Raw genomic sequence first — 14,767 nt, forward strand, 5'->3', positions numbered from 1 at the left:
ATTTTATATAAGTATATTTGAGATTGTGGATTAAAAAGGAGTTCAATAATGGTCAAAATTATGATTGTAGAAGACGATATGAAAATTGCAGAACTATTATCAACATATGTTGCGAAATATGGTTATCAAGGAGTTATTGTATCGGACTTTCAAAATGTATTAGACATTTTTTTAGATGAACAACCAGAGTTAGTTTTATTAGATATTAATTTACCGAGTTTTGATGGTTACTTTTGGTGTCGTCAAATTCGTGGTGTTTCTACATGTCCGATACTATTCATTTCGGCTCGTGAAGGTACGATGGATCAAGTTATGGCGTTAGAAAACGGTGGCGATGATTTTATTCCGAAGCCTTTTCATTATGAAGTTGTAGTGGCGAAAATTCGTAGTCATTTAAGACGTGCATATGGAGATTATGCACCGAAACTAGAAGAGCGAATGATTGAGCAACAAGGCCTTTGTTTATATCCTGAAAGACTTGTATTGAAACTTAGAAACGAAGAGATTGATATAACGAGAAACGAAGCTATTTTATTAGAGACATTAATGAAAAATTATCCGCGTGTTGTGAGTAGGGAAGTGTTGTTAAATAAATTATGGGATAGCGAATCTTATGTTGATGATAATACATTAAGTGTAAATACAACACGTGTGCGTAAAAAGTTACAAACGTTACATATAGAAGGTGCGATTGAAACGATTCGTAGTGTTGGATATAGATTGCATATTACTTGGGATACTGGTATAGAAAAATGATAAGGTTGTTTATACGTGATCATATACCACTTATTTGCTTTACTATAATTCAACTACTAGCTATATTTCTCGTATATTGGTTTGATGGGCATAATCATATTACAACGGCGTTATATGCAATGTTTCTAGGTGTTTTCTTTATGGGAAGTTATTTAGTGTTTCGTTATTTTACACATCGTTCTTTTTATGAGCGCTTAGCAAACCCGATGCAATCTTTGGATGAATCTGTTCAAAAATCTGATTTTGCAGCTGTATCGGCTGCTCTTCAAGAACTACTTGAGGTGCAATATCGACATTATCAAAATCAGCTGCAAATGCAAGAGAGAAAAAATAATGACCATTTAACCTTTATGAATCAATGGATTCATCAAATGAAAACACCTTTATCTGTAATAGAATTAATTACACAGGATGAAGTAGATTCACGTTTTGAAAGTATAAATGAGGAAACTGATCGATTAAAAAAGGGATTAGAAATGGCTCTGTATGTCGCACGTTTAGAAGCATTTACACAAGATTTTTATGTAGAAAGAGTACAACTATATAAAATAGTGAATGATTCGGTACATGAGCATAAACGGTTCTTTATCCGGAATTTTGTATATCCAGAGCTTGAAATTGATAAGGACATTACAGTAGAAAGTGATGCGAAATGGTTACAATTTTTAATTGGACAAATACTATCGAATGCGATTAAATATTCATCTGGTAGTAGAGAGAAGATTAAAGTGAAAGCTTGTAAGGAAGGTAATAATGTTATACTTGAAATTGCTGATAATGGTGTAGGAATACCGAAGCAAGATTTACCAAGAGTGTTTAAACCTTTCTTTACAGGAGAAAATGGTAGAGATTTTAAAGAATCAACTGGAATGGGGCTATATCTCGTACATGAAATTACGAAGCAATTAGGACATAGTGTAGAAATCCATTCAGAAGTTGGTAAAGGTACCGTTGTACGTATTAAATTTTAAATGTGTAAAAATGACTCAGGCTAAAGAACTTTTGAAATAAGTTTTTTGGCCTTACTTTATATGGATTAAATAAAATGATATAAAAGACTGGTATGATCTTAATAAAAGGTCGTGTAAGTATGTGTAATGACACAATAATAAATAAGGCTGTTAAATGAGAGGTTTTTAATAATTTATTAATATTTAAATAGTTTTTTGTAAGAAAAAAGCTCGCCCTTTGAAAGAGCTAGCTTCATGAATTTTAATTAAGTAAACAAACTTAATAATTTATATCCAATTAATCCTAAAATAGTGATAGGAACCATCATTAAGAAAGAAGAAATTCGATTAGCATTAGAGCGTTCTAATACAAGAATCAAGATAATCCCGACTATGACTTCGGTATATCCAACAGGTAACATGTGACTATAGTCTTCAAAATTTAAAAGAATGTGAAGTCCATCCGTTATAAAAACGCCACTAATAAGCGCGCTTCCGAATTTATGAAGTGGATCCGTAGTATCTTTCCATAGAAAACCTGCAACTCCAAAGATAGTTCCTCCTATACATGCACATACAATCCATACGGATATAAAATAAATAGAGTGAGCTACATTTTTAATAACTATTGCATAACCATAGTAGCCTAATACCATACCGAGTAGTGCAAGGATACCAGAAAGTATAGCTGTACGCTTAGAATAACTAAAGCTAGCCACAAAAAAGGATGGAACTAACCAAACGCTTCCTAGATTAGCTAATGAATTCCAATGTCCAGGAAGTATACCTTGCCCCAATTTAGTTAGTATACCAACAATTATCCCTACTATAATCGGGACGAGAAAAATCCTTAAAAACATATTTAACTTTGTGATTTTTAATGTCCTGTCCATAAATTCAATCCTTACATTAATATTTTCTGTAAAGATATAATAGCTTATTACAAGGGAATAATCAATAAAAATTTATCGAAAAACAATAAGTGATTATTGGATAATGAATAACATTTTGTTTTTATACAAAATTTATCCCGCTTTAATGGGCAGTAAGACCCCCACCTCAAAATTCAGCGAAAGCAAAGAAATTAGGTGGGGGTCGGGCTGCCCATTAAAGTCCGATTTGTTCAACTAATAATCAGTGGGGATGAAGAAAACCCCCACTGATTAAAGTTTCACTTTATATAATAGAGAGTGCTTAGAAGTTTACTACTGGGGAAATCTAAAGGACGTATTACAATCAATGTAACTTGTGCTTATTCAACATGAAGTTAAGGAATGATAAATAAACCTAAAAGAAAGCAATCTTTTTAACAGCACATATAATTGCATTTACTCATACAGTACTAGTATGGTACAATATGGTTATTAACGACGGAAAGGAATGATGGGTGGACGATGATTAACTAATCTTATTTTTAAATGTTGAAATTCAATAAATTTCAATTTCTAAAAAATAGGATTAGTCTGCCCAATTTCCATACAACGGTATTGCTATTTATATTGCGCAATAGCTTATTTGGGTATAAATAATGTAATGACTAATCCTGCCAAATTTATTTGGGAGGATTTTTTATTCTCCCTTAATGAAAGGGATCGGTATTTATGAAAGAACTATTAAAATTAAATGATGTTTATGTTGAAATAAAAGAAAATATGTTGTTAGAGAAAATGAATGTGACAGTAAAACAAGGGGATGTTATCGGATTAATCGGTAAAAATGGTGCTGGTAAATCAACGTTACTTCAATTAATAAATGGGAAGATTGAACCTTCAAAAGGTACTGTTGAATGGATGCAAATGAATATGACAACAGCATATGTTGAGCAAGAAATAGAATCTTTTATTAGTAATGATGTAATTGCAAAAGAAGCAGAACTTCTTGCAAAATGGGGCGTGCCAACGAACGATTTTCATACTTTAAGTGGTGGTGAAAAGCTGAAAATTCGATTAGCAAAAGGATTTGCTGAAAATCCTAATGTCTTAATATTAGACGAACCGACAAATCATTTAGATGAGATCAGTACGGGATTTCTCATTAAACAAATAAAAAACATGAAAGGTACAGTTATCGTTGTATCGCATGATCGATATTTTTTAGATGTTGTCGCAACAAAAATATGGTCAATTGAGGACAAAAAATTAATTGAGCATAGTGGTAATTATACGAGCTACATGAAAGCACGTGAGCAAAAAAGAAAGTCGCAGCAGCGTGAATATGAAAAGCAGCAAAAAAAGATAGAACAAGTAGAAACACATATAAAAGAATTGAGTTCATGGTCACAAAAGGCACACGCGCAGTCTACAAAACAAGAAGGTGTGAAAGAATTCTATCGTGTAAAAGCGAAGCGAATGGATGCACAAGTGAAGTCAAAACGAAAACGACTTGAAAAAGAGCTGGAGAAAGCGAAAGTAGAACGTGTGAAAGAAGAGTATTCAGTTGAGTTTTCTATTCAAGCGAACAAAAAAGTAGGAAAACGTTTTTTAGAAGTGAAGCAATTAAAAAAAGACTTTCATGGGAAAGTATTATTTGAAAACGTTAATTTTACAATTCAGCACGGTGAGAAAGTTGCGATTGTTGGACCAAACGGTAGTGGGAAAACAACATTACTGAAGATGATTATGGGAACGGAAACTGCTGAAGGAGAAATATGGATTTCACCATCTGCGAACATCGGCTATTTAACACAAGAAGTTTTTGATTTACCGCTTGATAAAACACCAGAAAATTTATTTTTTAAAGAGACGTTTGAAGAAAGAGGAAAAGTCCAAAATTTAATGAAACATTTAGGGTTCCAAGCTTCTCAATGGAAAGAGCCGATTGAGCATATGAGTATGGGAGAAAGAGTAAAATGTAAGCTAATGGCTTATATTTTAGATGAAAAAGATGTACTCATTTTAGACGAACCGACGAATCACTTGGATCTACCTTCACGTGAACAACTTGAAAATACATTAGCTGAGTATAACGGAACATTAGTAATTGTATCTCACGATCGATATTTTTTGGAGAAAACAACTAACACAAAACTCGTGTTTTCAAACAATACGATACAAAAGCAGCTAGAAGAACCTACGAAAACAAGAGATGATATTGAAGAGCTACGTTTAACGTTAGAAACAGAGAGACAAGAAGTATTAGGGAAATTAAGCTTTTTAACTTCTAACGACAAAGAATATAAAGCACTGGATGAACGGTTTATGGAACTTACGAAGCAGATTAAGGAGCTTTAATGTAAGTAAGGGGGATTAACATGGATGAAGAGAGATTCACTAAGTTATTTAAAATAGATTGTGGAGATATATACCTACAAGAGTTTACGGTCAAAGATGCAGAGAGTATTTATAACATATCCAATCAACCGGAAATAGAAAAATTTTTACCGGACTGGAAATCGACGAAAGAACAAAGGGTTAATTGGGTTGTAAATTATGAAATACCAGAAAATAGAGCGTTTCTTCATGCAGTGAGAACTACGACTAACATAGATGATCACATATTAAGACTAGGAATATTTAAGAAAACCACAAATGAATTTATTGGATGGTGCTGTACGGGTATTAAAGATGAACTTCCTTTACCAAATAGAGAAATTATGTATGCAGTTTCAAGTGAATATCATAATAATGGTTATGCAACGAAAGCAACTAAAGGAATGATTAACTATTTGTTTGGAAAAACGAATGTAGATCACCTTAACGCAATTGCTTTAATTAACAATGTAGCATCAAATAAAGTTATTGAAAAATGTGGGTTTATTTATAAGAGCCAACAGAGGATAGAAAATCAAATATATAATCATTATATATTGAGAAGATCTGAGTGGATAAAAATATAACGTTGGGTAGTAAAAGACCGATAAAGCAATCGGTCTTTTCTCATTTATATAATAAAGGTTTCATATACTTTGTATTTCCTGCTACTATACAATTATTATAAGATAGTTATGCGTTAATTTCAGTTTGAAAATAGTTTTATTATCAGTTTTTTTAGAAATCTTACAAGCGTGTAAGATAAATGAAAGACGAATCAATATGAGCTGTAAGACAATTCATTTACACTCTGTTATGAGACGTGCAAATGAAGGGAGAATATACATGGAAATTTTACATGCAAAAAGTATTAGTAAAGTATATAAAGGGAAAGTACCTTATAAAGCATTAGTTGATATTGATTTATCAATTCAAGAAGGTGAATTTGTAGGGATTATGGGGCCATCTGGTAGTGGAAAAACAACGTTATTAAATATGGTATCTACTATTGATTCTCCATCATCGGGAGAAATTTTAATAAATGGTACAAATCCTTTCCAATTATCATCAGAAGATTTAGCGTTATTCCGCAGAAAACAATTAGGATTTGTTTTTCAATCATTTAATCTTCTTAGCACACTTACTGTAAAAGAAAACATCGTATTGCCGATGACTTTAGATGGTGTTTCCGTGCAAGAAATGAACAAGCGATTGGAAGAGATTGCAGAGAAGTTAAATATTACAGATATCTTGAATAAAAGAACATTTGAAATATCAGGGGGACAAGCTCAAAGAACAGCAATCGCTCGTGCGATCGTTCATAAGCCGCAATTATTACTTGCAGATGAACCAACAGGGAACTTGGACTCTAAATCTTCAAATGATGTAATGGAGATGCTTGATACTCTTAATAAAGAAGAAAAAGCAACGATGATGTTAGTTACACATGATCCGTATGCTGCGAGTTTTTGCAGTAGAGTAGTATTTATTAAAGATGGTCAACTATATAACGAAATTTATTGTGGTGAAAGCAGACAAGCCTTTTATCAAAAGATTATGGATGTTCTTTCTTTGTTAGGAGGGAAAAGGCATGACTTTTCGTCAGTTCGCATTTAATAATATTTTTCGTAATAAGCGTACATATGCTGCCCATTTTTTAAGTAGTACATTTTCTATTATGGTTTTCTTTACGTATGCTCTTTTATTATTTCATCCTGATTTACAAGGGGAATTAAAATCAACAAGTGCAACAATGAGTGCATATGGTACGATGGGATTTACAATTTCGCAAGGTTTGATTTTTGTATTTTCATTTTTCTTTATTTTATATTCAGTTAGTTCATTTTTAAAAACTCGTAAGAAAGAATTTGGCATATTAATGATGCAAGGTATGTCAATGAGACAGTTTAAGAAATTATTATTAATTGAAAATATGTTGATTGGACTTGGTTCAATTTGTATAGGGATTTTCATTGGACTCATATTTTCTAAACTAGTTTTATTGATAAGCGCAAGTGTATTAATGATTAATAATGGTTTGCCTTTTTATACACCAGTGAAGGCTGTATTATTAACAGTTATCACTTTTCTTTTCTTATTTTTCATTGTTTCACTATTTACATTTAAAATGGTAAAAATAACGGAACTTGTCGAACTTATTCGAGCAGAGGAAAAACCAAAACCTGAACCGAAATCTTCAATTTTATTATCACTGCTTTCTTTAATTAGTATAGGATATGGATATTTCTCAGTATTTCGCTTTATTTCAATTTCCAGTTTTACTACACTTGGAATGGGTGTCTTACTAGTAATTATAGGAACGTACTTTTTATATACACAGTGTAGCGTTTATATATTACATCTTGCTAAAAGGAGAGAATCTTTCTTTTTAAAAAGAACAAATATATTAACGTTTTCTGAATTAATTTACCGTATGAAAGATAATGCAACGATGTTTTTTATTGTATCTATTATTTCAGCAGTTGCATTTACAGCTATTGGTACAACAGCTGCTATTGGTAATAGAAATTTAGTGTGGATGACAAACCCATATACATTTCTGTATGAAAGCTCTGAAAACAACAAATTGGTAGATAAACATCTCTCTATTATAAAAAAACATCTCTTGGATGCAAATATTCCGTATCGAATGGCTTCATCTTCAAGTAAATTTACAGAAAGTAACGTAAATGTATTGAAATTAAGTGAATATAACGAACTTACGAGAGCACTCGGGTACCAACATGAAACGATTGAAAAAGAAGATGAAATTTTACTAATCCCTGGGAGGGTGTCACAAAAGCAAGAATTTAAAAATGGTGACTACAAAAAAAATATTGAAGTCATTCAAGGAGATTGGACAAAGACATTTCGTGTGAAGAAAACTGTAGAGAATTTAGTTTTACCACATGATTCTAGTAGTATTTATATTGCTGTTCAAGATCATGTGTATGATGAAATTCCTCTGACGAGTAATCCAGAGGATGAAGATATTCAACATCGTACTTACGGATTTGTTGTAGATGATTGGATAAGAACGAAAGAGATTTCAAATCAATTAAAAAGTATATTCGATAAAGATCTTAGGGACAGTGATTTCTACTTTGAAGCTTTAACATTAAACTTGTTGGAGGCAAAGCAAAAAAATGGTTTATTACTTATGGCAAGTGTTTTAGTCGGAATCGTTTTCTTTACATTTGCTGCTAGTTTTATTTATTTCCGATTATATACAGATTTGGACCGTGATCAACAACAATATAAAATGATTTCGAAAATGGGATTAAGTAAACAAGAGTTAAAAAAAGTTGTAACGAGACAGTTATTATTAATGTTCTTCTTACCGATTGCTGTTGCGGTGATTCATACTGTAGTAGCGTATACGGCACTGCAACAATTAGTTAGTTTTTCTATTTTAAATAGCTCGATTTTTATTTTAATTTCATTTATATGTATACAAGTTTTATATTTCTTTATTACTCGTTGGCGTTACCTACAAAAGCTTTATAAGACTATGGAGCAATAAAGGATATCAACTAATAAAATTACAGAAAAGCATGTAAAAAATGATATGAATTATGAAAGGAACCGTGATGAAAAGAACTTTAACTATTTTTATGTTAGCTATAATACTTTTAATAAGCTTTAGTTCATGCTCTAAAAAGGATAACTCATTTCCTGCAAACGGTGTATTAATTATTGGAGATGAAAATAATATTTCACCAATTATTAATCGTTATAAGGAAATTACGAAAGAAAATGAAGTGTTTTCTGTGAAAAAAGGTGAAGTTGGAAATGGACATGTATTAATTTTAAATGAATCTACAGCACTAGCACTGATTAAAGAAAAAATTTTTCATAAACGAGGTAATGGCTCCAATTATATTTTAGATACGTTACCAAAATTCCCAAAAGAAGGATCACTATTGTTTACAAATGAAGACGAAAAGAATATGAAAAGTATTAAAATAGAAGGAAATGAGATTCCTGTTACATACGATAGTGACACTTGGATAGGAAACACTCGTAAATATCCAACGCAATCGTATGTGATTGTAGCAAAAAATAGCGTATATAAGGAAATAAAAGCAAATGAAACGAAAATGCACCTTCTTCAATTAAAGAAATCTCTAGGTGATGAAAGACCTAAAATGTCGACAGATAATACAATGGTTAATGAAAATGTCAAAGTAAAAAAGCTAATTAAAGGTTTGGAAGGAGAAGTATCTTTTCAATTTGTAACGATTGGCGAAAAACCTTAAAAAAGAGTTCGGAGTTGATAAAAATTTCATCAGCTTCGAACTCTTTTTAGTTTATAGACAAATCAATTATTATGCTTTACATTACTTCATTTAATCGAGTCTCGTTTGTTTCCTCAATCCCATTTGAATTTTGAACTGAATTATTTTGGGCTTCTTTTTCTTTACGAGCCTTTTGTAGCATTTCAAGGATGATCCATAAGGGAACACCTTTATCCTTTAACATCTTCCATAAATCTAATTCATTAAATTTATGCTCAGGCTGTTTCATTTCTTTTTCAGATAAACGAATATCAAACTTGATAGGATCACTTATTTTCTTACTTTCAAGTTTAGTAGAAGAGATAGTATTATGCTCAAGATTAGATGGAGTTATTTTAGTAGGTTGAGACAATGTATGAATATTTGATCCGATTTGCATGATTTTTCCTCCTTTTCAAGCAATGAGATTAGTTTTCTTATGGTTTTTAAATCTTTTTAACATGAGGAAACTATATCTAATTATAAATCTAAATAAATAGATTTACAAGTTATATTGTAAAAAGTAAATACTCACTTGAATTAATATTTATCAACATTTTTATATGTTTTCTATATATACAACGTATATAAAATACTTTACATTATGTTTAAGTTGTTAAATTATTCTGTTAATTTTTTAAAAAGAAAAATGTAAACGTTTTATTAGGGGGAGAAAGTATGGGGAAGTTATTTTTAAAAATATGTTTTTTTGCATTAGTGACCGTATGTTCATTCGCAGCGAAAATATCATACGCTGAAGAGAGGCAACAAAATAATTATCCTATCATATTGGTGAATGGATTTGCTGGATGGGGTAGAGAAGAAATGCTTGGCGTAAAATATTGGGGTGGTGTTCATGATATACAGGAAGATTTGAAACGAAATGGTTATACGGTACATACCGCAGCTGTTGGACCTGTTTCTAGTAACTGGGATCGTGCATGTGAATTGTATGCACAAATTAGCGGTGGGACAGTAGACTATGGTGCAGTCCATGCTGAGAAACATGGACATAATCGTTTTGGCAGAACTTATAGTGGTTTTGCGCCGAATTGGAGTGAAACAAATAAAGTTCATTTAGTTGGACATAGCATGGGTGGACAAACGATTAGAACATTAGTACAGCTATTAAAAGAAGGTAGTTTTGAAGAAAAGAATTATGTGAAAAATCACCCAGACACCAAAATATCACCACTATTTGAAGGCGGAAAATCATACGTTCATAGTGTTACAACATTAGCAACTCCTCACAATGGTACAACACTTGCGGATGGTAGTCTTCTACTGCCGTTCGTTAAAGATTTACTCATTACAGCTGCAAGCTTTGGAGGAAACAATAATTTATCATTATATGATTTTAAATTGGATCAATGGGGTATAAAGAAGAATGCTGGAGAGTCCTTTTTCCAATATAGTAATCGTATTCTAAATAGTTCACTTTGGAAAAATACAAAAGATATAAGTCAATGGGATTTAAGTACAGATGGTGCAAAGGAGTTAAATAATTGGGTAAAGACGCAACCAGATGTGTATTATTTATCCTATAGTGGACATGCATCACAAGCAGCACCTATAACAGGTTTACATTTGCCTCATATAACGATGAATAAAGTGTTAATGGGAAATGCATTTTTCTTAGGTTCTTATGCGAGATATGAAGAAAACCGTCCACTAGTTGATACTTCTTGGTGGCAAAATGATGGTGTAGTAAATACAAATTCTATGATTGCACCATCTTCTAATGTTACTGTAAATAATAATGAGTCATTACAGATTGGAAAATGGAATCATATCGAAACGAAAGCGAATTGGGACCATCTCGACATGGTAGGGTTAAGTGTTTCAGACTCGTTAGGTTTTTCTAGCATTCAAGAGTTTTATAGAACAATTGCTGAAAAGCTATCACGTTTACCGAAATAGGTAATAATAAAGCGCTCTCGATGGAATTCGAGAGCGCTTTATATTATATTGAAAGAGGGATTTGGTAGAAAAATATGGGGGGATATTATGAAAATTCAAGTTGTATTATCAGGATACGGAACAGTAGGCAGAGAGTTTATAAAATTATTAAATGAAAAATATTCATATATATATGAAACATATGGGATTCAATTAGTTGTAAGCGGCGTATTAGGGAGAAATATTGCAATACATAATGAAGACGGCTTATCACTTCATCATTTATTAATGTATGGTGGCGGTACCGCTGCAATTGAAAAATATTTAGAGTATCATCCGAAGGAACGTGCAACAACTAGCATAAGTGGTACTGTATTGGTAGAATCAACAGTTACAAATCTTAAAGATGGAAATCCAGGGAAACAATATATGAAACAAGCGATTGAAAAACAGATGGATATAGTAGCAATTTCTAAAGGTGCGCTCGTTACAAACTGGAGAGAAATAAATGAAGCAGCAAAAGGCGCAAATATACGAATTCGATATAGCGGTGCAACAGCCGCTGCACTACCGACACTAGATATCGGACAATTTAGTTTAGCCGGTTGCAGTATTGAAAAAATAGAAGGAATATTAAATGGAACAACTAATTATATTCTTACGAAAATGTATGAGGAAGATATGACATTTGAAGAAGCACTGAAAGAAGCACAAAATAAAGGAATTGCTGAGACGAACCCTATATTAGATATAAGTGGTTCAGATAGTGCGTGTAAATTGTTACTTTTGACAAACAGCTTAATGGAAACAGAGAAAACACTTACTGATATACATATAAAAGGAATCGAGCACGTTACAAAACAGCAATTTAGAAATGCTAAGGAACAACATAAAATTATTAAATTAATAGCATCAGCATATAAGGATGAGGGTGGCAATGTCAATTTAAATGTTGAACCGTGCGAAATAGAAAAAGATCATCCGTTAGCAAAAGTAAATGGGACCGAAAAAGGAATTACGTTCTTTACAGATACGATGGGACAAGTTACTACAATTGGTGGGGCTTCTAATCCACGAGGCGCTGCAGCTGCAGCTTTAAAAGATGTAATTAACTTATATCGAAAAGATTTGTAAGACCGTACCGCCCTTTATAAAAAATACATATGTCGTGGACCTTTTGAGAATGAAATAAATATGCAAAAATGATTGCAGGGGGTAAGGAATTGTTTAAGGATTTTAAAGTTGTTAAAGATCGTCCCGTTTATATTCAGTTGAAAGATTATTTGAAGAAGATGATTATGAAAGGGCATTTGCTCGGGGATCAAAAAATCCCATCAACAAGGGAACTAAGTGAATTACTAAGTGTGAGTAGAAACACTGTACTCGCTGCTTATGCAGATTTAGAGCAAGAAGGACTCATTTATGCAGTTAAAGGAAAAGGGAACTTTGTTGCGAAGGTGGATATATCTAACACTTCGTCTGTTGAAATAGATTGGAAAAAGAAACTTAATACAGTGACCGCATTAGCGGATGAATTAGATTTAATGAAACATGGTGTTCGTTGGGAAAAGGGAATGATTGTTTTTAATAGTATAGCCCCGGATGAGAAGCTATTTGATGTTGAAAATTTCAAAAGAGCTTTTCTTACTCGTATGTCCATTGAAGGAGACATCGTATTGAACTACGGATATGCAAAGGGATATAGACCGTTAATGAATTATTTACTTCATTACATGGAAATGAAAGGTGTAGACATTTCGAATAAAGATATTCTAATTACAAATGGATTTACAGAAGGATTGGATATTGTACTCTCTTCTTTATCAAAAAAATCCGGGCGTGTCATTTGTGAGAATCCAACTCACCACGCTGCACTTAAGCTTTTCCGTTTACATGGACTTGAAGTTCATGGGATTGATATGCATGAGGATGGTATTGATACGAATGAAGTTGAAAAAAGTTTGCGTGAAAAAGATTTTGATTTTGCTTATTTAATTCCTTCTTATCATAATCCAACCGGTATTGTTACGAGTTCAGAGAAAAGAACGGAATTGATGAGGTTATTCTCAAAATACAAGGTTCCTATTATAGAGGACGGATTTAATGAAGAATTACGTTATTCAGGTTCACATTTAGCCCCATTATTAACTTTTGCTGGAGCTGGCAATAATGTTATTTATATTAGTAGCTTTTCAAAGGTACTTTTCCCTGGTTTACGTGTAGGCTGGATTATTGCAGATAAAGAGCTGATTCATTATTTAGAAAGCGTAAAAAGAGCAAGAACGATCCACACATCTACGTTAGATCAAGCTGTTCTGTTTCAATATTTACATGAGGGATATTTTGAGAAATATTTAAAAAAGGCAAGATCTGTTTATAAGAAAAAATATGAGTTAGCTGTCGGGGCATGTGACCAGTACATTCATTTCAAAAGAATGACTGGAGATGGTGGACTTCATTTATTTATAGAACTAGAAGAGCATATGAATGCCCGCACACTTTTACAAAAGTGTTATGAGAAAGGCGTTACGTTTTCACCTGGAGATGTTTTTTACTCTGATGGAGAAGGAGCGAACACTTTCCGATTAGGTTTTTCGCGCTTGAAAGAAGAAGAAATAGTTCGGGGAATTAAAATAATTGGTGATACATTAAAAAATGAAATTTGGAGTTGAGAAAATGAAAATCGGTGTTATTATGGGCGGGGTATCGTCTGAAAAACAAGTTTCAATTATGACGGGGAATGAAATGATTGCTCATTTAGATAAAAATAAGTATGAAATAGTTCCAATTACATTAAATGAAAAAATAGATTTAGTTGAAAAAGCGAAAGACATTGACTTTGCGTTGCTCGCATTACACGGAAAATACGGAGAAGATGGGACAGTTCAAGGAACACTGGAGAGTTTAGGGATTCCTTATAGCGGAAGTAATATGTTATCTAGCAGTATATGTATGGATAAAAATATTTCGAAAAAGATTTTACGTTATGAAGGTGTAGAAACACCAGATTGGATTGAACTTACAAAAATGGAGGATCTAAATCTTGATGAGTTAGATAAGTTAGGATTTCCATTAGTAGTAAAACCAAACTCTGGCGGATCGAGTGTCGGAGTGAAAATCGTTTATAATAAAAATGAATTGATCTCAATGCTAGAAACTGTATTCGAATGGGATTCTGAAGTAGTAATTGAAAAGTATATAAAAGGTGATGAAATTACATGTTCAATTCTGGATGGAAAACAGTTACCTATAGTTTCAATTCGACATGCAGCCGAATTCTTTGACTACAATGCAAAATATGATGATACTAGTACAGTTGAGGAAGTTATCGAACTTCCAGCAGAAATTAAGGAACGTGTAAATAAAGCGTCACTTGCTTGTTATAAAGCATTAAAATGTAGTGTTTATGCAAGAGTTGATATGATGGTGAAGGACGGAATTCCATATGTAATGGAAATTAATACATTACCAGGGATGACACAATCAAGTTTATTGCCAAAAAGTGCAGAAGCAGCGGGGATTAGTTATAGCAAACTATTAGATATGATTATTGAAACATCATTAAAAGTTAGAAAAGAAGAAGGGTTTTAAGGGAATTATATAACGAATTTTTTTGACAGTTTCACGAAGTATGCTA

The 14,767-nt window shown here is 32.4% G+C and carries 13 protein-coding genes; 11 read left to right on the forward strand and 2 right to left on the reverse strand.

Annotated features, from left to right (window positions below; all coding sequences use genetic code 11):
* The first annotated feature begins 48 nt into the window (after positions 1 to 48).
* A complete protein-coding gene (locus DN399_RS12390) occupies positions 49 to 756 on the forward strand; it encodes a response regulator transcription factor (RefSeq protein ID WP_000239007.1) in 708 nt (235 codons plus the stop codon).
* Positions 753 to 1,727, forward strand: coding sequence for a sensor histidine kinase (locus tag DN399_RS12395; RefSeq protein WP_002164532.1), 975 nt, complete (start codon positions 753 to 755; stop codon positions 1,725 to 1,727). The genes DN399_RS12390 and DN399_RS12395 overlap by 4 nt, the downstream gene beginning before the upstream one ends.
* Before the next feature lie 245 nt (positions 1,728 to 1,972).
* On the opposite strand, the gene DN399_RS12400 is transcribed toward DN399_RS12395, so the two are convergent.
* On the reverse strand, positions 1,973 to 2,599 hold the full coding sequence (locus DN399_RS12400) for a DUF6518 family protein (RefSeq protein WP_149149630.1): 627 nt from the start codon (positions 2,597 to 2,599) through the stop codon (positions 1,973 to 1,975).
* A 708-nt stretch (positions 2,600 to 3,307) separates the two neighbouring features.
* Between DN399_RS12400 and abc-f the strand changes: the two genes are divergently transcribed.
* From abc-f to DN399_RS12425, 5 genes are all read left to right on the forward strand, one after another.
* A complete protein-coding gene (abc-f, locus tag DN399_RS12405; protein WP_000661373.1) occupies positions 3,308 to 4,936 on the forward strand; it encodes a ribosomal protection-like ABC-F family protein in 1,629 nt (542 codons plus the stop codon).
* 20 nt (positions 4,937 to 4,956) lie between these two features.
* The gene (locus DN399_RS12410) at positions 4,957 to 5,541 is read left to right on the forward strand and encodes a GNAT family N-acetyltransferase (protein ID WP_149149631.1); all 585 of its coding nucleotides are present in this window, start codon (positions 4,957 to 4,959) and stop codon (positions 5,539 to 5,541) included.
* A 259-nt stretch (positions 5,542 to 5,800) separates the two neighbouring features.
* Positions 5,801 to 6,571 (forward strand): ABC transporter ATP-binding protein, encoded by a 771-nt coding sequence (locus tag DN399_RS12415; protein WP_000404284.1) that lies wholly within the window; start codon positions 5,801 to 5,803, stop codon positions 6,569 to 6,571.
* A complete protein-coding gene (locus DN399_RS12420; protein WP_000144180.1) occupies positions 6,546 to 8,477 on the forward strand; it encodes an ABC transporter permease in 1,932 nt (643 codons plus the stop codon). The genes DN399_RS12415 and DN399_RS12420 overlap by 26 nt, the downstream gene beginning before the upstream one ends.
* Before the next feature lie 67 nt (positions 8,478 to 8,544).
* Complete coding sequence (locus DN399_RS12425; RefSeq protein WP_000831672.1) at positions 8,545 to 9,213, forward strand: lipoprotein BA_5634 family protein; 669 nt, start codon at positions 8,545 to 8,547, stop codon at positions 9,211 to 9,213.
* Positions 9,214 to 9,289: 76 nt separating this feature from the next.
* Here DN399_RS12425 and DN399_RS12430 read toward each other — a convergent pair whose 3' ends face one another.
* Positions 9,290 to 9,631, reverse strand: coding sequence for a DUF3914 domain-containing protein (locus DN399_RS12430; RefSeq protein WP_001165495.1), 342 nt, complete (start codon positions 9,629 to 9,631; stop codon positions 9,290 to 9,292).
* A 278-nt stretch (positions 9,632 to 9,909) separates the two neighbouring features.
* Here DN399_RS12430 and DN399_RS12435 point away from each other — a divergent pair, with 278 nt between their 5' ends.
* The 4 genes from DN399_RS12435 (at position 9,910) to DN399_RS12450 (ending at position 14,721) form a co-directional block, all read left to right on the forward strand.
* A complete protein-coding gene (locus DN399_RS12435; protein ID WP_000517071.1) occupies positions 9,910 to 11,151 on the forward strand; it encodes an esterase/lipase family protein in 1,242 nt (413 codons plus the stop codon).
* 87 nt (positions 11,152 to 11,238) lie between these two features.
* Positions 11,239 to 12,264 (forward strand): homoserine dehydrogenase, encoded by a 1,026-nt coding sequence (locus DN399_RS12440; RefSeq protein ID WP_046392717.1) that lies wholly within the window; start codon positions 11,239 to 11,241, stop codon positions 12,262 to 12,264.
* A gap of 89 nt (positions 12,265 to 12,353) precedes the next feature.
* Positions 12,354 to 13,802 (forward strand): MocR-like pyridoxine biosynthesis transcription factor PdxR, encoded by a 1,449-nt coding sequence (gene pdxR, locus DN399_RS12445; protein WP_086385295.1) that lies wholly within the window; start codon positions 12,354 to 12,356, stop codon positions 13,800 to 13,802.
* 4 nt (positions 13,803 to 13,806) lie between these two features.
* Positions 13,807 to 14,721 (forward strand): D-alanine--D-alanine ligase, encoded by a 915-nt coding sequence (locus tag DN399_RS12450; protein WP_002025855.1) that lies wholly within the window; start codon positions 13,807 to 13,809, stop codon positions 14,719 to 14,721.
* Positions 14,722 to 14,767 lie beyond the last annotated feature (46 nt).

Origin of the sequence: Bacillus sp. AR4-2 (assembly GCF_008274865.1) — a bacterium.
GTDB classification, from domain to species: domain Bacteria; phylum Bacillota; class Bacilli; order Bacillales; family Bacillaceae_G; genus Bacillus_A; species Bacillus_A cereus.

Excerpts from the sequence above, each read along its gene's own strand:
- DN399_RS12390 (WP_000239007.1), top strand. The coding sequence starts at position 49 with ATGGTCAAAATTATGATTGTAGAAGACGATATGAAAATTGCAGAACTA.
- DN399_RS12395 (WP_002164532.1), top strand. The coding sequence starts at position 753 with ATGATAAGGTTGTTTATACGTGATCATATACCACTTATTTGCTTTACT.
- DN399_RS12400 (WP_149149630.1), bottom strand. The coding sequence starts at position 2,599 with ATGGACAGGACATTAAAAATCACAAAGTTAAATATGTTTTTAAGGATT.
- abc-f (WP_000661373.1), top strand. The coding sequence starts at position 3,308 with ATGAAAGAACTATTAAAATTAAATGATGTTTATGTTGAAATAAAAGAA.
- DN399_RS12410 (WP_149149631.1), top strand. The coding sequence starts at position 4,957 with ATGGATGAAGAGAGATTCACTAAGTTATTTAAAATAGATTGTGGAGAT.
- DN399_RS12415 (WP_000404284.1), top strand. The coding sequence starts at position 5,801 with ATGGAAATTTTACATGCAAAAAGTATTAGTAAAGTATATAAAGGGAAA.
- DN399_RS12420 (WP_000144180.1), top strand. The coding sequence starts at position 6,546 with ATGACTTTTCGTCAGTTCGCATTTAATAATATTTTTCGTAATAAGCGT.
- DN399_RS12425 (WP_000831672.1), top strand. The coding sequence starts at position 8,545 with ATGAAAAGAACTTTAACTATTTTTATGTTAGCTATAATACTTTTAATA.
- DN399_RS12430 (WP_001165495.1), bottom strand. The coding sequence starts at position 9,631 with ATGCAAATCGGATCAAATATTCATACATTGTCTCAACCTACTAAAATA.
- DN399_RS12435 (WP_000517071.1), top strand. The coding sequence starts at position 9,910 with ATGGGGAAGTTATTTTTAAAAATATGTTTTTTTGCATTAGTGACCGTA.
- DN399_RS12440 (WP_046392717.1), top strand. The coding sequence starts at position 11,239 with ATGAAAATTCAAGTTGTATTATCAGGATACGGAACAGTAGGCAGAGAG.
- DN399_RS12450 (WP_002025855.1), top strand. The coding sequence starts at position 13,807 with ATGAAAATCGGTGTTATTATGGGCGGGGTATCGTCTGAAAAACAAGTT.